The following is a 22,881-nucleotide window of genomic DNA, read 5'->3' on the forward strand; positions in this document are numbered from 1 at the left end:
AGCGGGGGGACTGTGCTGTCCCACATCAGGTCCGCACGGCGGGATGCGGCGACGCTTCGAGCAGAATCGTACCGTCATCACGGCGGGTGAGGGACATATCGCTCCCGAACTTCTCGATGACGGCCAGGTTTGTTCGGACGTGTGCGGTGACGGTCGGAATACGGACGGTTCCGCCGACGAGCGCGAGGACGGTCATCACCTGGTCTGCCATGTACTCGTCCACTGGAGCGCCGCCGGCGTGGAACTCTTCGAACCGGCGGAACGCATCGTCCGCGACTTCCTCCGAGGTTCGCCCTCGTTCGCCCACCGAATCGAATCCGGCGAGCGACCGGTCGTACACCGCGGACAACAACAGCGACGAGCCGAGCGAACGGGTGGAGACGTATTCCACGCGCCGTATTTCGGGCGCACAGCCCGCGTCGGCGAGCCGTTTCCGCGCGCGTTCCGCCTGTCGCTCCGCGACCATCCGGTCCGCGAGTTCCGTCGCCGCTTTCGAACGGATTTCGACCCGGTCGAGTTCGCCACGGCGCTCGATTTCCAGCGGCGAGAGCGCCCCCGGAGTCGTCCGCAGTATCGCCTCCCCGCCGCCCGCGGGATAGAAGCCGGTTTTCGTACAGTCTCCGTCAGCATCGAGCCCACACCGGGTGAGAAGCGGTAGTTTCACGCGTCGGAAGTACGCCACCGTCGGTGCCCACTTCACGTCGGTGCCGCCGCCGGCGGTCATCCGGAACGGTTCGTCGGCGGCCATCGCTATCGGGAGCACGGTGTCGAAGAGAAGCGTGATGCTCCCCGCGGTGCCGATGTCCACGGCCATCGGGTCGAAGCGAACGGTACCCGGTCGGAAAGTCAGCGTCGATGAGTCGAGTCGTGCGCCCGCGACGTCGGCGGCGCAGATGGTCGCTACGATATCGACCGCGGTGACGTGCTGTGGTTTGAGGCCGGGATTCGGACGGGACCCCCGAACGTTAGTCATTCGAAACGGCGTTTCGGTGACGGCCGAGAGGCTAAGCGCCGTTCGTAGCAGTTGACCGCCACCGACGGTACCATCTATCTCTATCATGCGTGGGCCGGAACGGGCATTCGGGACGAATCGAAATGGCGTCCTTCCCAGAATCCTCGCAATTCAACCACTTGAAGGTGGGTCCCGGTATCGGGTCCGTGTCGGCGGTGCTCGAGGGAACCGACCGGCCGGAAACGACGGTCTCAGGACTCGCCGTAGTCCCCGCCGTACTTCAGGAAGAAGTACCCTATCCCGAGCGTGAACGCCAGTGCGCCGGTCGTGGCGAGACCGAGCGTCTTCGCGTCGTTCGATATCGCGGGTTCCGACGGCCCTGACGCGGCACCGACCGTGATGGAACCGGTCATGCCAGCGCTCTTGTGCGGCACGCAGTAGTACTCGTAGTCCCCTGCCGTGTTGAACGTGTGAGAGTAGGTGTAGCCGGTGTTGTACACCTTGCTCTGACCACCCGGCGTGCCATCCCAGTTGCCGCCGTCGGGTTGGCTTTCGACGAAGATGTTGTGGTTGTCCGAATCCCACACGAACTCCAAGGTCGTTCCCGGCGATATCGTCATCGAATCAGGGTCGAAGATGAGGTCCCCGCCGGGACCCACTTGGACCGTCTGCGTCGGGCCGCCGCCGCCACCCCCGCTCGCGTTTCCGCCGCTTTGGTTTCCGCCGCTTTCGTTCTGTGCTGCCGCCGTTCCGGACGCTCCGGTCGCCCCGGCCGCCACGACCCCCGTGGAACCGAAGAGAAATCCGCGCCGAGTGACCGATGTGTCCCCCTCCTCCCCCGTCATGAATACCCCTTCGGTGGGCTGACTACTGAATGCTTTGGCGCGCTCGGGAAAAACGACGACCGTTCCCGTCAGTGCTCGTCGAAGCGTTCGCCCGCTTCGATGGAAACGTCCAACCAGTTCTCCATCGGAACGAGGGGACACTCGTAGGCTTCGGAGTACGCACAGAACGGGCTGTACGCGCGGTTGAAGTCGAGAATCCATTTCCCGTCGGCGGTGCGGTCCTCGGATTCGAGGTCGAGGTACCGACCCGCCGGATACGTTTCCTCTCCGTTCGTCTCGTCGCGGAACGGAACCCACAGACGTTCTTCTCCCTGTTCCGCCTTGAACGCGGTCAGCGTACACTCCGTTCCGCCGACGGTAAAGCGGAACTCGCCCCATCGGAGATATCCCTGTGCACCGTCCTGCGTCGTCTCGACGGTGATCTCCTCGTGGTCATCGAACACGGCCAGTTCGAGTTCGAACCGTAGGTCCTCGTCCGGCGGGTAGTAGTCGAGACCGTCGAAGGACTCGCGCTCGGCGACGGGAATCGGCGAGCGAGGGTGCTTTGCGAAGAACTCGTCCTTTTCCGCCCGCTCTTGCTCCAGTTCCGCGGTCCAGTCGGCCATACCAGTGGGTACGCGCGCGGGACAGTTAAAATCGAAGAAATCGGAGGTCTTCGAGGGAGGTGGAAGCGCTTCGAAGCGCCATCCCGTCCGGCGTCGGTCGGTGGAAGTATATGGCACGCTTCGAGCGACCGACCGACATCGAGGGTGGGGGTTGAGGGGGTGGGGGGTGAGGGGAATCGACGGGACGCGCTGCGCCGTCTGAGGTGAGTGTGTAGGTGAGGTGGTCGGTTCGTCGTTAGAACGTGAACACCTGGTCCGCGTCCTCGACCTCTTCGAGGAACGTCGCCGCGCCAGCGAACTTGGTGGTGAGAGAGTCGTCTATCGCGTCCTTGTCCCACTGGAGCATGTCGAGCGTCGTCGTGCAGGCGACGGTCGTAACGAGGTCGCCGCCGTCGGAGACGAGCATGTCGAGGAGGTCGTAGGGGTTCGGCATTCCGGCGTCGAGCAGGTCCTCGATTTCGGAGAGGTCCTGTTCGCCTTCGAGAAGGTGGGACAGTCCGTCGAAGGTGAAGTAGACGAGGACTTCGGTTTCGGACGCGATTGCCGTGTGTCCGAGGTTGACCGCCATTGCGAGACTTTTCGGGCTGTCGTTGTCGACGATGATTCCGATTTTATCCATAGATATTCACTCCGTTTTGCGGACGTAGTGTTTGTACACGTCGTCGCCTTCCTGTTGGTCGAAGAGTTCGACGCCATCGGTCGTGTCGGCCCAGCCACCGAGGTCGCTCATGCTGCCGGGGTCCGTAGCGAGTACTTCGAGGACTTCCCCTTCGGAGAGCTGGTCGATACTCTGCTTCGTTTTGACGACGGGCATCGGGCAGTTCTGCCCCTTCACATCGAGTGTTTCCGTGATTTCGTACTCGGTCATAGTATTGACGTCATCACCCAATACTGGATGGGGTATGAAAAACGTATCGATAGTAGTTCGCGTCTCGAGCACAACCATTTTTCCCCATACACGCACGATAGGCACATACACCCCTTGAAGGAAGTGTTAGAGCTGATAGTATTGTGCGGTATTCGGATAACCATGAAAAGCCTTATTTGGTAGCGGGAGATAGACGAGAGTGACAATGTCCGAAGCAACCACCGACGAACCGGTCGCAGCGACCACTCCCGAAGAACTCAAAGACCGCATCGACGCGGGCGAGGACGTCTTTATCCTCGACGCGCGTTCCGAGGGCGACTTCGAGGAGTGGCACATCGATGGGGAGACCGTCAGCATCGTCAACTACCCCTACTTCGAACTGCTGGACGGCATCCCGGAGGACCTCCACGACGACCTCCCGAACGACCAGCGCATCACCGTCCTCTGTGCGAAAGGTGGCTCCAGCGAACTCGTCGCGGAACACCTCGAAGACGACGGCTACGACGTCGAACACCTCGAACGCGGCATGAAGGGATGGGCTCGCATCTACGAGTACACGGAACTCGACGTGGACGTCGACGCGACCATCGCACAGTACCGACGGCCGTCGAGCGGCTGTCTCGCCTACCTCGTCGTCTCCGACGGCGAAGCCGCGGTCATCGACCCCCTCCGCGCGTTCTCGCAGGAGTACATCCAGGACGCACGCGTGTTCGGCGCGGACCTGAAGTACGCCATCGACACGCACGTTCACGCGGACCACATCTCCGGGATTCGTGACGTCGCGACGGCGACGGACGCGAAAGCGGTGCTCCCGAAGCCCGCGGTGGACCGCGGCGTCGAGTACGACCAACCCTACGAAACCGTTCGCGACGGCGACTCGCTCACCGTCGGCGACGTCGAAATCGGCGTCGTTCACACGCCCGGCCACACGAGCGGAATGACCGCGTACCACGTGGGCGACGTGCTGTTCACCGGCGACGGCCTGTTCACGGAGAGCGTCGCGCGCCCGGACCTCGAAGACCCCGAGGCGGCGAAGAACGCCGCGAAAATCCTCTACGAGAGCCTCAACGAGAAGGTCCTGCCGCTGTCGGACGACACGGCTATCGCGCCCGCCCACTTCAGCGACGCGGCGACGCCGAACGACGACGGCACGTACACCGCGGAACTCGGCGACCTCACGGAGCGCATGGACGCGCTCACGATGGACGAAGACGAGTTCGTCGATTTCATCGTCGCTGACATGCCGCCGCGACCGGCGAACTACGAGGACATCATCGCCACGAACCTCGGTCAGCAGGACCCCGACGACGAGGAAGCCTTCGAACTCGAACTCGGCCCCAACAACTGCGCGGCCAGCGAAGAAGCGCTCACCAACTAAAACCGAAGACCACGCTTACCACCGGACGGTCGCCGCGATTCCGAACGAAACGCGGCCCCGTCCGGAACCTCATTCCTCTCAAACCCCGGTTCTCCCTTCCGTTTCGCGCCGTTCCACAGCACACCGGTGGCCGACGGACCGCGTGTCTCACCGATGCCATTGCGTTTAAGTCGATAGAGAAAATAGTATTGTATGAGATGAGCAATACTAACTTCGAGCCGTCCACGGTCGCACGACGCGTACAGGACGACGACGCCGAGGACCTGTACGTCCTCGACGTTCGACGGGAAGAAGACTACGAGGAGTGGCGGATTCCGGACAGTACGAACCTACCCATCTACGACGAACTCCTCGAATTCGATTACTCCTCGCTCGAAGACAATCTCGACGAGATTCCCGAAGACGAGGAGATAGCCATCGTCTGCGTCGGCGGAATCACGTCGGCGCGCGCCGCCGAGTTCCTCCGGGAGCACGGCTACGACGCCGAATCCATCGAGGACGGAATGAACGGCTGGGGGCGCGTCCACCGTCAGTACGACCTCGACGTGGCGGATGGCGTCGTTCAGGTCGTCCGTCCCGGAACGGGGTGCGTTTCCTACCTCGTCCACGACGAGGACGAGGCCGTCGTCGTCGACCCGACCCAGTACATCGACGAGTACCTGACCGTCGCGGACGAGCGGGACCTCGATATCGTCGGCGTCGCGGACACGCACGCGCACGCGGACCACGTTTCCGGCGCACGACGGCTCTCCGGCGAACTCGACGTTCCGTACTACCTCCACGACGACGACGCGGGCGAACTCGAAGAAGTGGTCGAACTCGAAGACGGCGACGAGATTTCCGTCGGCGACCGCTCCCTCGACGTCGTGTACACGCCCGGCCACACGCCGGGGAGCGTCTCCTTCGAATTCGGCGACGCGCTCCTCTCGGGGGACACGCTGTTCCTCCGGAGCGTCGGTCGGCCGGACCTCGAAGACGGGGCCGAGGACGCCGTTCGTGAGGCCGCGAGCGAACTGTTCGACAGCCTCGACCGCCTCACCGACCGCGACGACGAGACGCTCGTCCTCCCCGGTCACTTCAGCGACGAGGAGATGCGCCCGCTCGCCACGAGCCTCGAAAACCTGCAGGAGGAGACGACCAACGAACTCCTCAGCTACGTCGAGGCCGACGACGAGACGGCCTTCGTCGAGACCATCGTCGAGAGCCTCGCCGACGAACCCGCGAACTACAACGAGATAAAGCAGATCAACTGGGGGAAAGAACAACCCGGCGGCGACGTCGAGTCCCTCGAACTGGGGCCGAACAACTGCGCCGCGAACTAACGAACAGCGGTTCTGTCGGTCGGCGACGAGCGGACAAGGAGAGTAGATGGCGTCGGTCAGTGGCGAACGAAGAGTAAATGGCGTAATCGGCGGCGAACGAACGGAGAGTAGACGACGCTCGTCGCCGCTCTCAAGGTACATGACGGTGAACACCCACCATGGGGCGCGACAGTGCGTGGTGGAAGGAAGCCGTCGTCTACCAAATCTATCCTCGAAGCTTCTACAATTCGGACGCGGACGGCATCGGCGACTTGCGAGGCATCCGCGAAAAGGTGGACTACCTCGACGAGTTGGGCGTCGATGTCGTGTGGCTCAACCCGGTGTACGATTCGCCGCTCGTGGACGGCGGCTACGACGTTCGGGAGTACCGGTCGATACACCCCGATTACGGGGCGATGGACGACTGGGAGGCGCTGCGCGACGAACTCCACGAGCGAGGGATTCGCCTCATCATGGACATGGTGACGAACCACACGTCCGACGAACACGAGTGGTTCCGCAAGTCGCGGCGAGGGGAGGACCCCTACCGAAAATACTACTGGTGGGCCGGCGGCGACCCGGATAGCCCGCCGAACAACTGGGAGTCGTTTTTCGGCGGCCCGGCGTGGAGTTACGACGAGCGGCGCGAGGCGTGGTATCTGCACCTGTTCGACCAGAAACAACCGGACCTGAATTGGCGAAACCCGGCCGTGAGGGAGGACATCTTCGAGATGCTCCGCTGGTGGCTCGAAAAGGACTGCGACGGGTTTCGCTTCGACGTCATCAACCTCATCTCCAAACCGTCGGCGCTCCCCGACGGCGACCCCGATTCGACCCCACGAGGGAGGGAATACTTCATCGACGGACCGCGGGTCCACGAGTACGTCCGGGAGATGTACGACCGGGTGCTCAGCGAGTACGACATCATGACCGTGGGGGAGACGTCCCACATCACGGTCGAGGAGGCGCGACGATTCTACGAGGACGGCCTCGACATGGTGTTCACGTTCCAACACTTACACATCGACAGAGGGGATACGGGACCGTGGGACTTCGACGACTGGGACCTCGACGAACTCCGCGACGCGACCGCGGCGTGGCAGCGGGGCGTCAGCGAGCAATCGTGGAACAGCCTGTTCCTCGGTAACCACGACCAGCCTCGAATGGTCTCGCGGTTCGGCGACGAGGGAAGGTACAGAGTCGAATCCGCGAAGATGCTGGCGACGTATCTCTTTACGTTGCGCGGAACCCCGTTCGTCTATCAGGGGGACGAACTCGGGATGACGAACCCGACCTTCGAGCGACTCGACGAGTATCGGGACGAGGAGACCATCCAACAGGTCATGTTGGCGTTGCGGAGCGGGGGCGTTTCGACGTTCGACCAGATTCGGGAGGCGGTCGATTTCTGGAGTCGCGACAACGCCCGCACGCCGATACCGTGGTCGGACGAACGGAACGCCGGGTTCACCGACGGCGAGCCGTGGATCAAGGTCTGTGAGAACTACCCCGAGGTCAACGTCGAACGGGAACGCGACGACGAAGATTCCGTACTGCAGTACTACCGTCGCCTCATCGACCTCCGTCACTCCACCCCCGTCATGGTGTACGGGCGCTACGCGCAACTGCTGGACGACCACCCCGAGATATACGCGTATCTTCGGACGCCGACGGACGGGTCGCGGTCGCTCCTCGTCGTCCTGAACTTCTTCGACGGAGAGCCGACGTTTCGGCTTCCGAACGACGTCAGCTACGACCGCTGGGAGAAGTTAATCGGCAACTACGAGTCGGCGTCCCGCGACTCGATACGGGAGTTCGACTTGCGGCCGTACGAGGCGCTCGTGTACGCTCTCGAATGAGGGTATCGAGCGACGGATAGCGGGGTTTCGAGCGATTGGAAGAGGGGTTTGGAGTGACGGACAGCGGGGCTATTGACGGATATCGCGGCTACTTCACGACGAGGACGGGCATCGACGCCCGGCGGGTGACCGTCTCGGCGACGCTTCCGAGGACGAGCCGGGTGGCACCGGCCCGGCCGTGGCTCCCGAGAACGATGCGGTCCGTATCGTGCTCCTCGGCGTACTCGACGATGACGTGTTTCGGTTCGCCGAACTCGGTCTCGGTTCGTAGCGTGACGTCGAATTCGTCCGCGATTTCCTGTGCCTTATCGAACAGCTTCGTCGCCTTTGCTCGGGCCGACTCGTACCACTCGTTCCAGTACTCTATCGAGACGGACCCCGGCGGGGCACCGTCCCGGAACTTCGGTCGCATCACCTCGACGATGTTGAATCCGGACCCGATGGGGTCCATGACGTGCAGGACCGTCACGTCGGCGTCCGGGTAGTCGGACAGCGCCACTTCGAGCGCCTTCGACGAGAGCGGCGACCCGTCGATGGGAACGAGGATTCGCTTCGTCATATTCATGGTACGAGTCCGCACGCAATAGCGATACCGACGGGTCAATCGACGGCGCGCTCGACGAGGCCGGTAACGAGGAGGAATACGACCGACCCGAGCGCTATCAGTTCCCACCCCCCGACGGAGATGGAACGCACGTCGAACAGAGTGTGCAGCGACGTGTACAGGACGACCAGTTGGAGGCCGAACGACACGGCGACGGCGGCTATCAACCACCGATTCGAGAGGAGCGGTTGGTCGAACCGCGACCGGATGACCTGGATGACTATCATTTCGATGGTGACGATGAACGTGAACAGGAGCGTCTGTGCCGTCGTGATGTCGCGAACGGCCTGCAGTCCGTAGAAGAAGAGTCCCAGTCCGACGACCGTCATCGTGAGTCCGATGGTGAGTATCGAAACGATCATTCGTCGGTCGATGACCGACTCGTCACCACCTCGCGGTGGACGTTCGAGGACGTTGGACGCCTTGGGGTCGGTGCCGAGCGCGAGCGCCGGAAGGCCGTCGGTCACGACGTTGATCCACAGGAGCATCACGGGCGTCAGGATGAGGGCGTCCGATTCCGACGCGAACAGCCCCGGGAAGAAGAAGCTCCCGACGAGAACGCCGAGGAAGACGGTAAGCACTTCCCCGGCGTTGGCCGACAGCAGCAGGTTCACGAACTTTCGGATATTGTCGAAGATGGCGCGGCCCTCCGCGATGGCGTCGCGGATGGTGACGAAGTTGTCGTCCTGAAGGACCATATCGGAGGCCTGTTGTGCGACGTCGGTGCCGCGGGTCCCCATCGCGATTCCGACGTCGGCGTTGCGGAGCGCGGGCGCGTCGTTGACTCCATCGCCCGTCATCGCGACGTTGTGTCCGTTCTCCTGTAGCGCTTTCAGAATTCGAACCTTGTGGTGCGGGGAGACGCGGGCGAAGACGTCGACGTTCTCGACGACCTCTCGAAGGGCCTCGTCCGAGAGCGTATCGACCGTCGTCCCGTCCATGGCCTCCTCCGAGCCGAAGCCGATGGTCTGGGCGATGGCACCGGCCGTCTGAACGTTGTCCCCGGTCGCCATGACGACCCGGATACCGGCGTTCCGACAGTCCTCGATGGCTTCCGAAACCTCCGCCCGTGGCGGGTCTATCATCCCCTGCAGTCCCACGAAGATCATGTCCCGCTCGACGCGTTCCGGGTCGTCCTCGGGGTCCTCGACCGGGCGAACGGCGAAACCGAGCACCCGGAGCGCGTCCGAACCGAACGCCCGGTTGCGGTCGAGGATTTCCTCCCGTTTCGCCGCCGTGAGTTCCCGAACGCCGTCGTCCTCCAGAACGCGGGTACACCGGTCGAGAACGACCTCCGGGGCACCCTTCATGTAGGCCGTTGGCGTGGCGGCATCGAACCCGTCCGTATCCGAGAGCGTCGAGGGAGATTCACGGGCGATGACGGTCATCCGTTTGCGTTCCGAGGAGAACGGAATCTCGCGCAGTCGTTCGTGCTCGGGGTCGATGCCCGCCTTCGCGGCCGACACCAGCAGGGCGATTTCGGTCGGGTCTCCGTAGTACGGGTCGTCGGCGGAATCCGGCGCTCGTTCGGCGTCGTTGCAGTAGGCCCCGCAGGTCAGGAGCGGGACCAGTCGTTCGCGGTCGGCGTCGTCGCCGTCGTGACGAAACTCGCCCGCCGTCGAGAGGCCGGTTCCCGTGACGGTTCCGTTCGTTCCCGCGGTGTACACCCGCTTGACCGTCATCTGATTCTCGGTGAGCGTCCCCGTCTTGTCGCTCACGATGACGTCGACCGACCCGAGGCTTTCGACCACGGGGAGTCGCCGAACCAGTGCGTCGCGGTTGAGTATCTTGCGCGACCCCATCGCGAGGGTCAGCGTCACGACCGCCGGTAACCCCTCGGGGACCGCCGCGACGGCCAGGGTGATGCCGGTCAGCAAAATCGACAGCCAGCCCGCCGCGGTGAAGACGAACTGCGCCACCGCGATGACGAGTATCAGTCCGACGATTCCGATTCCGATACGCTTTCCGAGCGCGTCCACCTCCTTCTGAAACGGCGTCTCCCGCGTCTCGGCTTCCTGTATTTCGGTCGCGATGTCACCAACTTGGGTGTTCATCCCTGTCTCCACGACGACGGCCCTCCCCCGCCCCTTGATGGCGGTGGTGTTCATGAACACCATGTCGTCCCGCTCGGCCAACGGTGTCTCCGAGGGAACGGGGTCCGTCCCCTTCGCGACGGTGGTGCTCTCCCCGGTGAGGGCCGATTCGTTGGTCTCGAGCGCCGTCACCTCCACGAGTCGAGCGTCCGCGGGGATGGCGTCGCCCTGCTCGATGATGACGACATCCCCCGGTACGACATCCTCGGCGTCGATTGTCACCTTCTCGCCGTCGCGGAGCACGGTCGAGTTCGGCGTGGAGAGTTCCCGGAGGGCCTGTATCGACATCTCGGCGCGGTAATCTTGGAAGAACCCGAAAACGCCGTTTGCGAACAGGATGAGGAGGATGAGTCCGGCCTCCTCGTATCTGGGGGTGGCACCCGGGAGGAGTCCGACGGCTATCGAAAGGAGCGCCGCGAGTATCAACAGGTAGATGAGAAAGTCCTGAAACTGGGCGAGAAAGAGTTCGTACGGCGAGACGGCCTCGTCCTCCCGAATCCGGTTCGGTCCGAACTCCGACAGTCGCTCGCTCGCTTCGTCGGTCGAGAGCCCGCTTTCGTCCGAATCGAGCGCCTCGAAGACGCGTTCTTCGGGAACGCTGTGCCACTCAGTCGGGGTCGTTTCGCGGGACATGAGGGAACTCATCGGTCGATGACGAAGCGGACGGTCGGTTCGCGGGGGAACCGTAACTCGGAGACGGTTCGTCGAAATAGCGGCATCTTCGCGCAGAGACGAGGGACGGATAGTTGGATGTTTGGGTCGAGGCGGGTTCACGAACTCACGTCGGGGTCGCCAAGCAGATATCCGCCGAACCCGGTGACCCAGAGCAACAGCGGGTACGCCACCCACCGTTCGACGCCGCCGGACCCGAGGACGTTCAGCGGATTCGCTTCCTGCAGAACGAACACGCTCACTAGCGTCGCCAGCGATATCACGCCGAACAGCAGACAGAAGTACTTGAACGGGCGCGTGACGACGCGAGAGGAGAGGACGACGGTGATACCGCCGCTGAAGAACGTGAGCAGGGCGAAGAGGCCGTGCCACGGAACGACGTTGCCGGGGAACACGCCGACGCCGAAGACCCCGAACCCGAACACGGCGAGGGGTATCGTGAGGACGCGCCGTCCCGTTGACCGGTGGAGGAAGTAGGCGGCGACGAGAAGCAGTGCACCCGTCACGAGCATCGTGCTGTTGAAGATGGTCGCCGATGGCTCGTGGATAATAGGGTTCGGCGGTTGCGTGGAACCGAGGTCGCTGATGTCCTGTCTGGTCGAGTAGTCCGGATAAAGAACCTCCCCCGTGATGATGCCCATGAACGAAATCCCCCCGGCGAGGAACATGGCGGCACCCGCTCTCGACAACCTCATCTCGTCGGAATTAGACCGGTTCAATCGGCTTTCCGTCCCACCCATGGTTGCAAATGGTTCCGAAAAAGTATAAATTCCCCAGTATATTTGACGGGGCGAATTCCCGACCCACGGACCGCGGCGGGACGGTCACTCACGGGCGGCCGGTCGGTCGAGCGCCGTCCGCACGTGTTCCCTGAGGGCGGACGCGGCGAGCGACCCGGTGACGTGTCCGGTTTCGATGACGGTGAGGGGGATACCGTCGTAGCCGGAGCGTTGCGCATCGAGTTCGATTATCCTGTCGTAGCGGGCGAGTAGAGGGCGACAGTCGGCGGTGGCCGCTCGAAACGCCCGCTCGAAATCGAGCACGTCTCGGAGGCGGTCGGGGTCGGTTCGCGCCCGCGCCGCCGTCATTCGTCGATAGGCGGACGTGGCGAACATCTCACCGAGAGCGGCCCCCGCGAAGATGGGGGCGTATCGGTCAGCCGTCCCGTGAAACGACCGGTGGAGGTTCGTCACCCAGCCGCCGAGGCTGATGCCCGAGACGGTAACGGCGGGTGAACCCCGCTCGCGCACCGCCGCTGTCAGCGCCTCGACCATCGCTGTCGAGGCGGCACACATCCCGACGAAGTTCGAAAGCGCGCCCATCGCACGGGCGTAGCTGAAACTCGACCGGTCGTGGAACGGTGCCCGGACGAGTATCACGTTCACCGGGACGCTCCAATCCTCGGCTGCGAACAGTCGCCGAGCCGAGTTGGAGCTGAATCGGCCGAAATCGAACGGGTCCTCCCCGCTCCCGTGGTGGAAGATGAGTGTCGGCGCGTCGTCGCCGTACCACTGCCAGACGCAATACGCACCGCGGAACCCACCGGCGGGCGTGGCGACCGTCACCTCGCGGTGGCCGCTCGTCTCCACCTCGTCGAGGGCCAATCGAGTTTCGACAACCGTCTCGTCCAGTCGTGGGCCGTCGAGGCTCCGCGCGAAGAACGTCGCATCCCGAAGCACTAGTCCGCTCGCTGTCACCGTGGCGACGTCCAGAAATTCGTGGTGGTTCATGGCCGTTTCGGAGGTACACCTACGTACCCCGACGCCGTTGTGGGTCTTGAAAACGTGGTTCTCCCAGACATCCGCACTCGACAGCGCAATCCGCGTAGAGACGACGGGTCCGTGTCGAACCGTATTCGAGTCCGCCTCGGCGCGGTCACCGCGTTCGCTCTATCGGCGATAACCGTCGCCATCGCCGCCGTCGCGCTCGGTAACCGTCGCACTGAAGACGAAATCGAAACGCACGTCGACGAACTCCTGTCGGACAGCGAACCGCGGGACGGGGAGTTCTCGCGGGACGACATCGAGGAGCTGCCCGCTCCCGTCCGACGGTATTTCACCCACGTCTTGGACGACGGCCAGCCACACGTACAGGTCGTCCGACTGCACCAACGCGGGGAGTTCCGCCTCGGCGGGCCGGACTCCGAGTGGCGGCCGCTCGTCGCGGACCAGTACGTCACCACGCGGCCGCCGGGGTTCGTTTGGGACGCGAGCATCGACGTCCTGCCGCGGGTTCCCGCGCGCGTCCTCGACTGTTACGAGGGCGGCGACGGGGTGCTCCGTGCGTGGCTGCTCGGGGCGGTTCCGGTCGCGAGCGCCGGTCCGTCACCCGAGATGAACGAAGGGGAACTCCTTCGCTATCTCGCCGAAGCCGTCTGGTATCCGACCGCGCTCCTCCCCGCGCAGGGCGTCGAATGGGAGGCCATCGACGACCGGTCCGCGAGGGCGACGCTCGAACACCGATCCGCGTCCGCTTCGGTCGTCTTTCATTTCAACGAGCACGACGAAATCGAACGCGTCACCGCGGAGCGCTACCGCATGGAGGACGAGCGTTACGAATCGTGGACGGGCCACTTCCGGGACTACCGGGACCGCAACGGGCGTCGGATTCCGGTCGAAGCCGAGGTCGGTTGGGGACGACCGGACGACGACGAACGCTACTGGCGGGCGACCATCGACCGAATCGAGCACCGACCGATGGGTACGAACCGGCAGTCCGACGGCGAACTGTAATCCGAATTCGAGGTCGAGAGCGAGGGGAACGGCGGATTCAAACAAAAGACTCAATACTGACTAATTATTCAGTAAGCACATGGGGTATGGCCACTCACAGAAGCGGCCGTGGTTAGCGGTCGTCCTCGGCGTGGTCGTGACCGGATTGGGACACGCGTATCTGGGCCGGTGGCGACGAGCGGTCGCATGGCTTTCGGTCGACCTCGGAGTAGCGACCTTCGTGACGCCCGAAGTGACGTTGCAGGCGCTCGCAACGGGTGCGCAGCTTCCGACCGCGGAACTCGTTCCCATCTTCGCCGTGACCTCTATCAGCATCGCGGACGCCTACTTGCTCGCACACCGAGCGGGGTCCAACTCGCCGTCCGACGACGAATCAGGGACAGAGCGGGTCTGTCCGCACTGTGGCCGGTCGGCCGAACCGGAGTTGGAGTTCTGCCAGTGGTGTTCGACACGACTCGACGAACCCGACGCACGCGCTGAATCCGAGAACAAAGCGTGAACGTCTGGCGAATCGGATTCGGAGACGAAGAGACGACACCCTCTGGTCGATAGCGGCCTTCGAGGACCGATTTTGAATCGAGGAGCGGGATTCATCATGTTGGAGGTCCAACTCGTACGCGCATGTTCCGCACGATACTCTCGGTAATCGGTCTCATCGAACTCCTTTCGCCGGAGGCGCTCATCGAACGCGCCGAGCGGCTCGCGCTCGACAATCCGGACGACTGTGAGTTGCAGTCGTGGATCGTTCCGATTGCACGGGTCGAGGGACTCGCCTTCGTGACGCTCGTGTGGCGAAGCGACGCCTCGTATTCGCGGCTCAAGCGGTTCCTCGGCGTCATCGGCGTTCTGGCACTGATGTACCCGCACGCCTACGTCGACTACGGGTCCGAACTCGTGTACGTCGATGCGGCCGAGTGCGAGTGGAAATCGTGGGTGTACCCCTGGACTCGCATCGTCGGGTTGCTGTACGTACTCGTCGCCGTCAATGAAATGCGAAAGGGACGCTCCTCGAACGCACGTTCGTCGGAATGAGCGGGACGGTGCACCGACCGTTGCGGCGCAGACGCTATCGACACTCCTTCAGTAGTGCGTTCGCCGGGCGGAGAAGACGTTTCTTCCCGAATCGGGCGGCCGTTCGTACGCAGACCTCCGTATTTAGGCGTGGAGCCAGACCTTCGGATGGTTCTCACGGAGATGGTCGTGGTACCACTTCATCGCCTTCGGGTACGAAGACGAGATCATCTGTAAGCCGCAGTGGTTACAACGCGCAGCAGGCATTGGCAGAGCCTTGAAGGACGGGGGTATAACTGTTCCCATTTCCCGCGGTAGGCGACCGTCAGCCGACGCTCGGGGTTCGCCGGCGTCGATACCGGGGACGTCCGCACCGGAAGGAGACCGCTTTCACGGACTCGGGACGGGAGAGTCGGCGTCCCGTGCGGCGTCACGAAGCCGCTCCTGTTCGGCGGCGTCCATCTCCTCGAAATTCCGTGCGGCGTCCAGTATCATCGGGACGAGTTGCGGGTCTCCCGCGCTCGGTATCGAAGTCATCCCTTGCGAGAGCGCGTAGCGCAGACACGTTTCGATTTCGTCGGGAGTGTCGTACGGTCGGTACCACGTTTCGTACGGTCGTTCGTCTCTAGGGAGGTCCTCCGGCCACGGCTCCTCGGCGAAGGCTTTGATACACAGCGTTCCGAGGCCGCGTTCCTGGGCGAGGTCCAACACCGACCGATAATCGTACTCCGGGCCTTCCTTCGCGTCGAGCGTGTAGTTGAGCGGGAACATCACCGTCTCCAGTTCGGGAATTCGTTTTATCGCGGTCCGAATCACGCTCGGGTCCCCGTGGCTCGTGAGACCGATGTGACCGATGATTCCCTCCTCTTGCGCCTCCTTGAACGCAGCGAGCGCCCCCTCGTCGTGGCCTTGGGCCATCTCGGGACTGTAGTCGCCGGTAACGGTGTCGAGTTCGTCGTACCGGGTGAGCGCGTGGAACTGATAGAGGTCGATGTAGTCGGTGTCGAGTCGGTCGAGCGAGCGGTGGAGTTCGCCCCACGCGCCGTAGTAGGTGCGCTCTTGGGTTTTACAGCCCAAGAATATCTCATCGCGGTGTTCGGCGAGCTTCGGCGCGAGTTTCAACTCGGCGTCGCCGTACGTCGGCGCGACGTCGAAGTGGTTGACGCCAGCATCGAGGACGTCCTCGACCATCCGATTCGCTTCCGGTTGGTCGAGGAAGTCGAGAGCGATGGTGCCGAACGTGAGAATCGAACTCTCGTGGCCAGTTTCTCCGAGCGGTCGAGTTTCCATGGTGTATATCAACGAAGGACACACGTAAAGTGGTATCCCACGGTAACCGCGACGCGATGAGAAATCGAGAGAGCGGAAGGATTCGAGCGCACTCCGCCGGGAATCGAACTGACGATTCGACACGTATCCGGCCCGGGTGCCGACGGAAGGCCGTTCACCGATGGTGAACACATTTGCCCGCTGATTCGGACGACGGTTATCGAAGTCCCGTGACACCACGATAGAGCGCATAGAATCGCCACGTATGCCGAGATTCACCGTGAGCAAACGATTTTATTCGCGTGTTTGGTGTTCGACCGTAATCCTGTTTGTCGCGCCGAGAACGAGGCCCGGCATGTCCTCTTCGAGGCGTTTGCCGCTCATTCCGGGAGCGGTACCGGAAACAGTAACGGCACCGACGGCACGGCCGTCGTCGGACGGAATCGCCGCCGCGACGGCGCGCCGGTCGGGGTCGAGTTCACCCCGGTCGAACGCGAGTCCGTGGTCGCGGACGGTCCGTAGTTCCCGAATCAGCGACGCGCGCGACGTTATCGTCCGGTCCGTCGGTGTCGGCGTGTCCCCGTCGAGGAGCGAATCGAGACTCGCGGGCGGACGATGGGCGAGGATGGCCTTTCCCGCGGCGCAAGCGTGCAGGGGAACCCGACTCCCGTCACGGAGCGCGAAACCGGCGTCGTCGCCCGCTCTGTACACGAAAACGGCGTCGCCGTTCTCTTCGATGACGAGACTCGCCGTCTCACCGCTGGCGTCCGCGAGGCGGTCTATCTCCGGCCGGGCGACGCGGTACAGCGAGTCGGTGTCCCGGACGCCCGTTCCGAGTTCGAGGAAGCGCAGGCTGAGTCGGTATCGTCCGTCCTCGTTGATGACGTACCCGAGTCGTTCGAGGGTGGCAAGATGGTTGTGAACGCTGCCTTTCGAGTGTCCGAGTCGGTCGGCGAGTTGGGTGACACCGGCCCGTTCGAGCGTCGCCAGGGAGTCGATGATTTCGAACGTCGTCGCGGTGGCACCGACCGGATATTTCGGCATGGTAGTGGATGTCGGTACGGGCACAAAAAATCGTTCATCGATGGTGAACAGATGCGCGTCGGTAGTCGGTGAGAGAACGGCGTCACGGATTCAGCTGAAACCGGTCGATACCAACGAATTCACCGGTAGCGTCGGAGATGACACACCAGCAATCGATGTAGCTCGTTCACCGTCGATGAACGCCACCCGAGATAGTACTCTAACCCGACATCGTATTTTTTATTTAGATTCGTCGTTATATTCCACATATAGGATAAAAATCAACACCTATTTTCCTTTTTGCCCAAATAACTAAGTTTCTCTAGTTTCTGGTCTATGGTATTGTAAACGATGACGAAGAGTAAACTCGGTGTGAAACGGCGAAACGTGCTGAACGGAACGTGCAACCCGAATCTTCTCGCGGGGTCCGGGGCTCCAACCCTCGATTCGACGGGGACCGAGAACGTCCGGTACGCCACGGTCGGCGACTACGGGCGACGGGACGAGGAGTCGGCATGAGCGGCCGAATCGTCGACTACGAACTCTACGAGGTACCGCCACGGTGGTTGTTCCTCAGGGTGGAGACGAGCGACGGGGTGGTCGGCTGGGGCGAACCGGTGGTCGAGGGGCGGGCGCACACCGTCCGTACCGCGGTCGAAGAACTGCTCGACACCTATCTCCTCGGGAAATCGCCCGATTCGATAGAGGACCACTGGCAGACGATGTATCGCGGCGGCTTCTACCGCGGCGGTCCCGTCCTCATGTCGGCCATCGCGGGCATCGACCAAGCGCTCTGGGACATCAAGGGCAAGCGGTTCGGCGCGCCCGTGTACGACTTGCTCGGAGGGACGACCCGCGACCGCATCCGCGTCTATCAGTGGGTCGGCGGCGACCGCCCGAACCGAGTGGCGGATGCCGCCCGCGAAAAGGTGGACGCCGGATTCACCGCGCTGAAGATGAACGCCACGGCGGAACTGCGGCGCGTGGATTCGCCAGCGGCCATCGACGAGGCCGTCGCCCGTTTGGCGGCCGTCCGTGATGCCGTCGGGAACGAGGTGGACATCGGCGTCGACTTCCACGGCCGCGTCTCGAAGCCGATGGCGAAGCGGCTGGCGAAGGCGCTCGAACCCCACGAACCGATGTTCATCGAGGAACCGGTTCTCCCGGAGCACAACGACGTCTTACCCGAAATCGCGCGCCACACGACCATCCCCATCGCCACCGGCGAACGCATGTTCAGTCGGTGGGATTTCAAGGAAGTCTTCCGGGCCGGGAGCGTGGACGTCATCCAACCGGACTTGAGCCACGCGGGAGGTATCACCGAAGTGAAAAAGATCGCCGACATGGCCGAGGCGTACGACGTGGCGATGGCACCGCACTGCCCGCTCGGGCCGATCGCGCTGGCGTCGTGCATTCAAGTGGATGCCGTCTCGCCGAACGCCCTCATCCAAGAGCAGAGCCTCGACATCCACTACAACGAGACGAGCGACGTGCTCGACTACCTCGCCGACGCCTCCGTGTTCGAGTACCGCGACGGGTACGTGGACCTCCCGGACGGGCCGGGACTCGGCATCGACATCGACGAAGAGCACGTCCGAGCGAAGGCGGGTAACGTCGATTGGCACAATCCCGTCTGGCGACACGAGGACGGCAGCGTCGCGGAGTGGTGACGATGCCGGAGTCACCCCCAGTCGAGGGCATCCGCCGTTTCGAGGGCGAGACGGCACTCGTCACTGGGTCGACCCGCGGTATCGGCGAGGAAATCGCAAAACGGTTCGCCCGCGAGGGCGCGAACGTCGTCGTCACCGGCCGAACCCGAGCGGACGGCGAGGAAACCGTTGCGGCAATCGACGCGGCGGGCGGGACCGCGACGTTCGTTCGCGCGGACATGCGCGACCCCGACGACATCGCAGCGCTCGTCGAGGCCACCGCGGAGAAGTATGGCGGTCTCGACGTGCTGGTGAACAACGCGGGCGTCGAGACGAACACCGCGGCGGACGAGGCGACGATGGACGACTGGGCGTTCGTCGTGGAAACGGATTTCCGCTCGTACTGGCTCTGTGCGAAGCACGCCCGCGAACACATGGACGAAGGGAGCATCGTCAACGTCTCCTCGAATCACGCGCGACTGACGATGCCTGCGATGTTCCCGTACAACGCGGTGAAAGCGGGTATCGACGGGATGACGCGCTCGATGGCGCTCGATTTCGGTCCCGACGTTCGCGTCAACACCGTCAACCCGGGATGGGTCGCCATCGGCCGCACGATGGAGGAGTTAGACGAGGAGTACCGCGACCATCTCGAATCCATCCACCCCGTCGGGCGCATCGGCACCCCGGAGGACATCGCCGGTGTGGTTTCCTTCCTCGCGAGTTCAGACGCCGCGTTCGTGACGGGCGCATCCCTCGTGGCGGACGGCGGTCGCACCGTCGTCATGCAGGACGACTCGTTGCCGGACTATCGTAAGCGACGCGAGGACGGTGAGGACTGATGGCGCTCGGAGTGACGGGGGGCCGAACTGGACGCGGACGATATCGGAAGTCCAGGCGATAACGGTGGTGGGGTGTAAAAACCGAGTGACACTTCGTGGCAGTAGTTTAACGGAAGGTCGGGACGTCCTTCGGACGATGGAAAACCCTCAGTTCGAGGAGTTGCAGGAACGAGCGGCGAAAGCGGTTACCGAAGACGAACTCGCCTCGGTCTACGTCGGTCTCGTTCACGAGAACGGCGAACAGCAGTACTTCTTCGGGAACGACACCGACGGAAACGAGGAGCTACAGGAGATGACCGTCGCCCAATTGGGGATGTTGCTTCGAGTACTCGCGGACCGCTCGAACGCCAGTATCGACGAGATTGCCGACGTCGCAATCGAACACGCCGGACAAATGCAGCTACAGTAGCCACGGAGTCCCAAGATTCCGGGGAGTTCGTCGCGGGGCGCTTCCGCCGCGTTTCTACCACCAGAAAAGGAACCAGCTAGCGTCACCTATCTTTCTGCGAGGAGAGAATCCCGTCGTTTACGGCGGGAGTGAATCCTACACTTCCTACGCAACCTACCGCCGATGGCAGCCCGGATATTCCACGCCAACCCATACAATTAAGTAATATTCTCTACATAGCCTATGTATGGCGATTCAGGTCACTCGCACTTACGTTGCCTCCATACGGAACCAGCAACAGGTGAAGGGTGACTTGGACTCGCTCGGGTTCGCCGCCTCAAAACTCTGGAACATTGCACGATGGACGATAGAGCGCATCTGGAGCGAAACAGGGACAATCCCCGAGGATGGCCCGCTCAAAGCATACCTGAAAAACCACGAACGCTACGCCGACCTCAATTCTCAGTCGAGTCAGCGAGTCATCGAAGAACTCGCTGAAGCGTTCCGTGGTTGGTATGCCAAGCGCCGAAACGGGGACGACCGTGCGAACCCACCGAAGTACCGTAAACACAACGGCGACCACCCACGTTCCACGGTCACGTTCAAAGAAGACGGCTTCAAACACGATTCTCACAACAACCGGATTCGCCTCTCCAAAGGCCGAAACCTCAAAAACCACTGGTCTGACTTCATCCTCTGCGATATCGAAACCCGACCAGATGTCGTCGTCGAGAATGTCCGCCAAGTGCGCGCCGTCTGGAACGGTGACGAATGGGAACTCCACATCGTGTGCAAACACGAAATCGAGGCCGAGTCTCCCGGAGACGAAACCGCTGGTATTGACCTTGGTATCTCGAACTTCGCCGCCATCGCGTATTCCACGGGCGATCACGAGTTGTATCCGGGGAATGCCCTCAAGACCGACGAGCGATACTTCGCCAAGGAGATAGCGAAGTGCAACTCCTCTCGGTCAAACAAGGCACTCCGACTCCGACGGAAGCGTTCCGAACGGCGGTCGCACTACATGCACGCCGTCACCAGACACATCGTCACAGAGTGTGTCGAACGGGATGTCGGAACGGTTGCTGTCGGCGACCTCGAAGGTATCCGTGAAGATGACGAAACTGTCGAGGCTCGAAACTGGGGCGACCGTGGCAACGAAGGCTTGCACAGGTGGGCGTTCGACCGCTTCACGAACCTGCTCACGTACAAGGCGAAAGCCGAAGGCATCACCGTGGTCACGGTGAGCGAGCGAGACACATCGAAGACGTGTTCGTGGTGTGGGCAGAAGCGCAAGGCGAATCGCGTAGAGCGCGGCTTGTACGTCTGTCGTGGGTGTGACGCCGTGATGAATGCCGACTCAAATGGCGCGGAGAACATTCGGCGTCGGTTAGACCAAGCAGAAAAGGTAACTCTGAATCCCTCCGCGGATAGGAGTAGCGGGCGTGTGGCACGTCCTGTAGTCAACCTGTTCCGTCGTGGAGAACGCGACCCGAGTTGTGGACAGGGGATGTTCGCTGAACAAGCGAGCATCTGCAAACCGTAAATATCCCAACGCGGAACGGGAAGCCCCGCCGTTTACGGCGGGGAGGATGTCACCGTTCGGAAAGCGCGACCGGTCGCGTCCGTGTGCTTCGGACCACCAGCCATCCGAGACCGACGAGGAGAGCGGCGAATCCACCGACGAGCAGCGTTCGCGTATATCCGACGAGGGTGGCGACCCCGACGAACAGCGGCGGACCGACGGTGGTTCCGAGGCGGAGGACGCTGGTCCGAATGCTCATGATGCTCCCCCGAAACTCGTCGGGCGCGAGTTCGTTCAGCGCGGTGTCCGTTATCGGTTCGGCGAGTCCTTGCCCCAAGCCGAACAGCAAGAGCGCTCCGGCGACGACGTAGACCGAATCCGCGACGGACACCATGACGAGGCCGATGCCGTAACTCGTGAAGCCGAGCGCGATGGACTGGAAACTCGAAAACGACCGGAGCAACCGGTCGCCCTGCATGGCCGTCAGGCCCATCATCACGGCGGGTAAGCCGAGGAGGAGGCCAATGACACCCGACGAGTACTGGTAGGAGTTGGCGAGGATGAACGGCACGACCGTGAGTTGGGCACCGTAGAGGAGGAGGAAGATGCCGAATATCGCGGTGTAGAGGACCAGATAGGGTCGCATCGACGTCGGACCGGTCACGAAGTCGTGGATGCTGGTATCGGCGTCCGTCCCGGTATCGGACGGTTCTTCGAGAAAGACGATGCCGGGGAGTGCGACGACGACGCCGAGGAGGAAGCAGACGAACGGTGCCATCCACGAGAGGGTCGCCAGTCCCCCGCCGAGGAGCGGATACCCCGCGGCACCGACCGCGAGAATCGCCGCGTTCATCCCGATCAGCGTTCGGCGTTTCTCACCCGTGAAGAGGTCGCCGAGCAGCGTGACCGTGAGCGTCGCGATGGCGCTGCTGGCGGCGCCTTGGACGGCTCGGAGGGCGAGTATGGCCTCGAAGTTCGAGAGCAGGACGATAGCGGAGCCGCTGAGACCGAAGACGACGAGCGACGGGATGAGGATTCGTTTGCGACCGATTCGGTCCGCGACCATCCCTATCGGGACGGTCAAAAACACCCCCGGAAGGGTGAACGCGGAGAGCAACAGACTCGCCTGTGCCTCCGTGATGTTCCACGCGTCCTGCACGGCGGGGAGGGCGGGGCTGATGAGCGAGACGCCCATCACCGCGACGAGGGTGCTCGCGAAGATGACGGTCGTTGCGGGGGACTCTTGGAGGGTTCGAAGACGTTTCATT

Annotated in this window: 24 protein-coding genes; 11 read left to right on the forward strand and 13 right to left on the reverse strand. The window is 62.8% G+C overall.

The features are described 5' to 3' along the window. Window positions 1–25 precede the first annotated feature (25 nt). The 5 genes from rtcA to B208_RS0117515 all read right to left on the reverse strand — a co-directional run bounded on the left by rtcA (window position 26) and on the right by B208_RS0117515 (window position 3,270). A complete protein-coding gene (rtcA, locus tag B208_RS0117490; protein ID WP_007980959.1) occupies window positions 26–1,060 on the reverse strand; it encodes an RNA 3'-terminal phosphate cyclase in 1,035 nt (344 codons plus the stop codon). Window positions 1,061–1,203: 143 nt separating this feature from the next. Further along, the gene (locus B208_RS0117495; RefSeq protein ID WP_007980961.1) at window positions 1,204–1,797 is read right to left on the reverse strand and encodes a plastocyanin/azurin family copper-binding protein; all 594 of its coding nucleotides are present in this window, start codon (window positions 1,795–1,797) and stop codon (window positions 1,204–1,206) included. Window positions 1,798–1,865: 68 nt separating this feature from the next. Continuing rightward, on the reverse strand, window positions 1,866–2,402 hold the full coding sequence (locus B208_RS0117500) for a DUF1684 domain-containing protein (RefSeq protein ID WP_007980962.1): 537 nt from the start codon (window positions 2,400–2,402) through the stop codon (window positions 1,866–1,868). Between the two features lie 235 nt (window positions 2,403–2,637). Next, window positions 2,638–3,021 carry a DsrE family protein gene (locus B208_RS0117510; RefSeq protein WP_007980964.1) on the reverse strand — a complete coding sequence of 128 codons (384 nt, stop codon included), beginning with the start codon at window positions 3,019–3,021 and terminating at the stop codon, window positions 2,638–2,640. A 6-nt stretch (window positions 3,022–3,027) separates the two neighbouring features. Next, the gene (locus tag B208_RS0117515) at window positions 3,028–3,270 is read right to left on the reverse strand and encodes a sulfurtransferase TusA family protein (protein ID WP_007980965.1); all 243 of its coding nucleotides are present in this window, start codon (window positions 3,268–3,270) and stop codon (window positions 3,028–3,030) included. Between the two features lie 205 nt (window positions 3,271–3,475). Between B208_RS0117515 and B208_RS0117520 the strand changes: the two genes are divergently transcribed. The 3 genes from B208_RS0117520 (at window position 3,476) to B208_RS0117530 (ending at window position 7,805) form a co-directional block, all read left to right on the forward strand. Further along, window positions 3,476–4,648, forward strand: coding sequence for an MBL fold metallo-hydrolase (locus B208_RS0117520; protein WP_007980966.1), 1,173 nt, complete (start codon window positions 3,476–3,478; stop codon window positions 4,646–4,648). Window positions 4,649–4,845: 197 nt separating this feature from the next. Beyond that, window positions 4,846–5,970 (forward strand): MBL fold metallo-hydrolase, encoded by a 1,125-nt coding sequence (locus tag B208_RS0117525; protein WP_007980967.1) that lies wholly within the window; start codon window positions 4,846–4,848, stop codon window positions 5,968–5,970. 158 nt (window positions 5,971–6,128) lie between these two features. Continuing rightward, entirely contained in the window at window positions 6,129–7,805 is a 1,677-nt protein-coding gene (locus tag B208_RS0117530; protein WP_007980968.1) for a glycoside hydrolase family 13 protein, read from the forward strand. An 88-nt stretch (window positions 7,806–7,893) separates the two neighbouring features. Here the strand turns inward: B208_RS0117530 and B208_RS0117535 are convergent, their stop codons facing one another. The 4 genes from B208_RS0117535 to B208_RS0117550 form a co-directional block, all read right to left on the reverse strand. Continuing rightward, window positions 7,894–8,364 carry a universal stress protein gene (locus tag B208_RS0117535; RefSeq protein ID WP_018129024.1) on the reverse strand — a complete coding sequence of 157 codons (471 nt, stop codon included), beginning with the start codon at window positions 8,362–8,364 and terminating at the stop codon, window positions 7,894–7,896. 41 nt (window positions 8,365–8,405) lie between these two features. Continuing rightward, complete coding sequence (locus tag B208_RS0117540; protein WP_007980970.1) at window positions 8,406–11,147, reverse strand: cation-translocating P-type ATPase; 2,742 nt, start codon at window positions 11,145–11,147, stop codon at window positions 8,406–8,408. A 125-nt stretch (window positions 11,148–11,272) separates the two neighbouring features. Continuing rightward, window positions 11,273–11,869, reverse strand: a complete 597-nt coding sequence (locus B208_RS0117545; protein ID WP_232423853.1) for a DUF998 domain-containing protein — start codon at window positions 11,867–11,869, stop codon at window positions 11,273–11,275. Window positions 11,870–11,998: 129 nt separating this feature from the next. Next, window positions 11,999–12,904 (reverse strand): alpha/beta fold hydrolase, encoded by a 906-nt coding sequence (locus tag B208_RS0117550; protein ID WP_007980973.1) that lies wholly within the window; start codon window positions 12,902–12,904, stop codon window positions 11,999–12,001. Between the two features lie 111 nt (window positions 12,905–13,015). Between B208_RS0117550 and B208_RS0117555 the strand changes: the two genes are divergently transcribed. The 3 genes from B208_RS0117555 to B208_RS0117565 all read left to right on the forward strand — a co-directional run bounded on the left by B208_RS0117555 (window position 13,016) and on the right by B208_RS0117565 (window position 14,938). Beyond that, a complete protein-coding gene (locus tag B208_RS0117555) occupies window positions 13,016–13,906 on the forward strand; it encodes a DUF6920 family protein (protein ID WP_007980975.1) in 891 nt (296 codons plus the stop codon). Window positions 13,907–13,985: 79 nt separating this feature from the next. Then, window positions 13,986–14,405 (forward strand): zinc ribbon domain-containing protein, encoded by a 420-nt coding sequence (locus B208_RS0117560; RefSeq protein WP_007980977.1) that lies wholly within the window; start codon window positions 13,986–13,988, stop codon window positions 14,403–14,405. Window positions 14,406–14,527: 122 nt separating this feature from the next. Then, window positions 14,528–14,938, forward strand: a complete 411-nt coding sequence (locus tag B208_RS0117565; RefSeq protein WP_007980979.1) for a hypothetical protein — start codon at window positions 14,528–14,530, stop codon at window positions 14,936–14,938. Window positions 14,939–15,061: 123 nt separating this feature from the next. On the opposite strand, the gene B208_RS24970 is transcribed toward B208_RS0117565, so the two are convergent. The 3 genes from B208_RS24970 to B208_RS0117575 form a co-directional block, all read right to left on the reverse strand. Continuing rightward, on the reverse strand, window positions 15,062–15,184 hold the full coding sequence (locus B208_RS24970; protein ID WP_264782234.1) for a hypothetical protein: 123 nt from the start codon (window positions 15,182–15,184) through the stop codon (window positions 15,062–15,064). A gap of 123 nt (window positions 15,185–15,307) precedes the next feature. Next, window positions 15,308–16,207 (reverse strand): aldo/keto reductase, encoded by a 900-nt coding sequence (locus B208_RS0117570; protein ID WP_007980981.1) that lies wholly within the window; start codon window positions 16,205–16,207, stop codon window positions 15,308–15,310. Between the two features lie 273 nt (window positions 16,208–16,480). Continuing rightward, window positions 16,481–17,230: an IclR family transcriptional regulator gene (locus B208_RS0117575; protein WP_007980983.1), complete on the reverse strand. Its 750-nt coding sequence runs from the start codon at window positions 17,228–17,230 to the stop codon at window positions 16,481–16,483. A 330-nt stretch (window positions 17,231–17,560) separates the two neighbouring features. Here B208_RS0117575 and B208_RS23955 point away from each other — a divergent pair, with 330 nt between their 5' ends. The 5 genes from B208_RS23955 (at window position 17,561) to B208_RS0117600 (ending at window position 21,634) form a co-directional block, all read left to right on the forward strand. Further along, entirely contained in the window at window positions 17,561–17,728 is a 168-nt protein-coding gene (locus B208_RS23955; RefSeq protein WP_007980984.1) for a hypothetical protein, read from the forward strand. Further along, a complete protein-coding gene (dgoD, locus tag B208_RS0117585; RefSeq protein ID WP_007980985.1) occupies window positions 17,725–18,879 on the forward strand; it encodes a galactonate dehydratase in 1,155 nt (384 codons plus the stop codon). Before B208_RS23955 ends, dgoD begins: the two co-directional genes overlap by 4 nt. 2 nt (window positions 18,880–18,881) lie before the next feature. After that, the gene (locus tag B208_RS0117590; RefSeq protein ID WP_026177922.1) at window positions 18,882–19,700 is read left to right on the forward strand and encodes an SDR family NAD(P)-dependent oxidoreductase; all 819 of its coding nucleotides are present in this window, start codon (window positions 18,882–18,884) and stop codon (window positions 19,698–19,700) included. A gap of 136 nt (window positions 19,701–19,836) precedes the next feature. Continuing rightward, on the forward strand, window positions 19,837–20,109 hold the full coding sequence (locus B208_RS0117595) for a hypothetical protein (protein WP_007980987.1): 273 nt from the start codon (window positions 19,837–19,839) through the stop codon (window positions 20,107–20,109). A 226-nt stretch (window positions 20,110–20,335) separates the two neighbouring features. After that, window positions 20,336–21,634, forward strand: a complete 1,299-nt coding sequence (locus B208_RS0117600) for an RNA-guided endonuclease InsQ/TnpB family protein (RefSeq protein ID WP_026177923.1) — start codon at window positions 20,336–20,338, stop codon at window positions 21,632–21,634. 49 nt (window positions 21,635–21,683) lie between these two features. Here the strand turns inward: B208_RS0117600 and B208_RS0117605 are convergent, their stop codons facing one another. Further along, window positions 21,684–22,880 carry an MFS transporter gene (locus B208_RS0117605; protein ID WP_007980989.1) on the reverse strand — a complete coding sequence of 399 codons (1,197 nt, stop codon included), beginning with the start codon at window positions 22,878–22,880 and terminating at the stop codon, window positions 21,684–21,686. Between the last annotated feature and the right edge of the window lies 1 nt (window position 22,881).

The organism is Haladaptatus paucihalophilus DX253, assembly GCF_000376445.1.
Taxonomy (GTDB): Archaea; Halobacteriota; Halobacteria; order Halobacteriales; family Haladaptataceae; genus Haladaptatus; species Haladaptatus paucihalophilus.

Bases quoted from the DNA above. Each gene is read 5' to 3' on its own strand.
- B208_RS0117565 (WP_007980979.1), top strand. From the start codon at position 14,528: ATGTTCCGCACGATACTCTCGGTAATCGGTCTCATCGAACTCCTTTCG.
- B208_RS0117510 (WP_007980964.1), bottom strand. From the start codon at position 3,021: ATGGATAAAATCGGAATCATCGTCGACAACGACAGCCCGAAAAGTCTC.
- B208_RS0117540 (WP_007980970.1), bottom strand. From the start codon at position 11,147: ATGAGTTCCCTCATGTCCCGCGAAACGACCCCGACTGAGTGGCACAGC.
- B208_RS0117535 (WP_018129024.1), bottom strand. From the start codon at position 8,364: ATGACGAAGCGAATCCTCGTTCCCATCGACGGGTCGCCGCTCTCGTCG.
- B208_RS0117545 (WP_232423853.1), bottom strand. From the start codon at position 11,869: ATGAGGTTGTCGAGAGCGGGTGCCGCCATGTTCCTCGCCGGGGGGATT.
- B208_RS24970 (WP_264782234.1), bottom strand. From the start codon at position 15,184: ATGCCTGCTGCGCGTTGTAACCACTGCGGCTTACAGATGATCTCGTCT.
- B208_RS0117550 (WP_007980973.1), bottom strand. From the start codon at position 12,904: ATGAACCACCACGAATTTCTGGACGTCGCCACGGTGACAGCGAGCGGA.
- B208_RS0117530 (WP_007980968.1), top strand. From the start codon at position 6,129: ATGGGGCGCGACAGTGCGTGGTGGAAGGAAGCCGTCGTCTACCAAATC.
- B208_RS0117600 (WP_026177923.1), top strand. From the start codon at position 20,336: ATGGCGATTCAGGTCACTCGCACTTACGTTGCCTCCATACGGAACCAG.
- B208_RS0117560 (WP_007980977.1), top strand. From the start codon at position 13,986: ATGGGGTATGGCCACTCACAGAAGCGGCCGTGGTTAGCGGTCGTCCTC.
- B208_RS0117590 (WP_026177922.1), top strand. From the start codon at position 18,882: ATGCCGGAGTCACCCCCAGTCGAGGGCATCCGCCGTTTCGAGGGCGAG.
- B208_RS0117500 (WP_007980962.1), bottom strand. From the start codon at position 2,402: ATGGCCGACTGGACCGCGGAACTGGAGCAAGAGCGGGCGGAAAAGGAC.
- B208_RS0117525 (WP_007980967.1), top strand. From the start codon at position 4,846: ATGAGCAATACTAACTTCGAGCCGTCCACGGTCGCACGACGCGTACAG.
- B208_RS0117520 (WP_007980966.1), top strand. From the start codon at position 3,476: ATGTCCGAAGCAACCACCGACGAACCGGTCGCAGCGACCACTCCCGAA.
- B208_RS0117515 (WP_007980965.1), bottom strand. From the start codon at position 3,270: ATGACCGAGTACGAAATCACGGAAACACTCGATGTGAAGGGGCAGAAC.
- B208_RS0117605 (WP_007980989.1), bottom strand. From the start codon at position 22,880: ATGAAACGTCTTCGAACCCTCCAAGAGTCCCCCGCAACGACCGTCATC.
- rtcA (WP_007980959.1), bottom strand. From the start codon at position 1,060: ATGATAGAGATAGATGGTACCGTCGGTGGCGGTCAACTGCTACGAACG.
- B208_RS0117570 (WP_007980981.1), bottom strand. From the start codon at position 16,207: ATGGAAACTCGACCGCTCGGAGAAACTGGCCACGAGAGTTCGATTCTC.
- B208_RS0117595 (WP_007980987.1), top strand. From the start codon at position 19,837: ATGGAAAACCCTCAGTTCGAGGAGTTGCAGGAACGAGCGGCGAAAGCG.
- B208_RS0117495 (WP_007980961.1), bottom strand. From the start codon at position 1,797: ATGACGGGGGAGGAGGGGGACACATCGGTCACTCGGCGCGGATTTCTC.
- B208_RS0117575 (WP_007980983.1), bottom strand. From the start codon at position 17,230: ATGCCGAAATATCCGGTCGGTGCCACCGCGACGACGTTCGAAATCATC.
- dgoD (WP_007980985.1), top strand. From the start codon at position 17,725: ATGAGCGGCCGAATCGTCGACTACGAACTCTACGAGGTACCGCCACGG.
- B208_RS23955 (WP_007980984.1), top strand. From the start codon at position 17,561: ATGACGAAGAGTAAACTCGGTGTGAAACGGCGAAACGTGCTGAACGGA.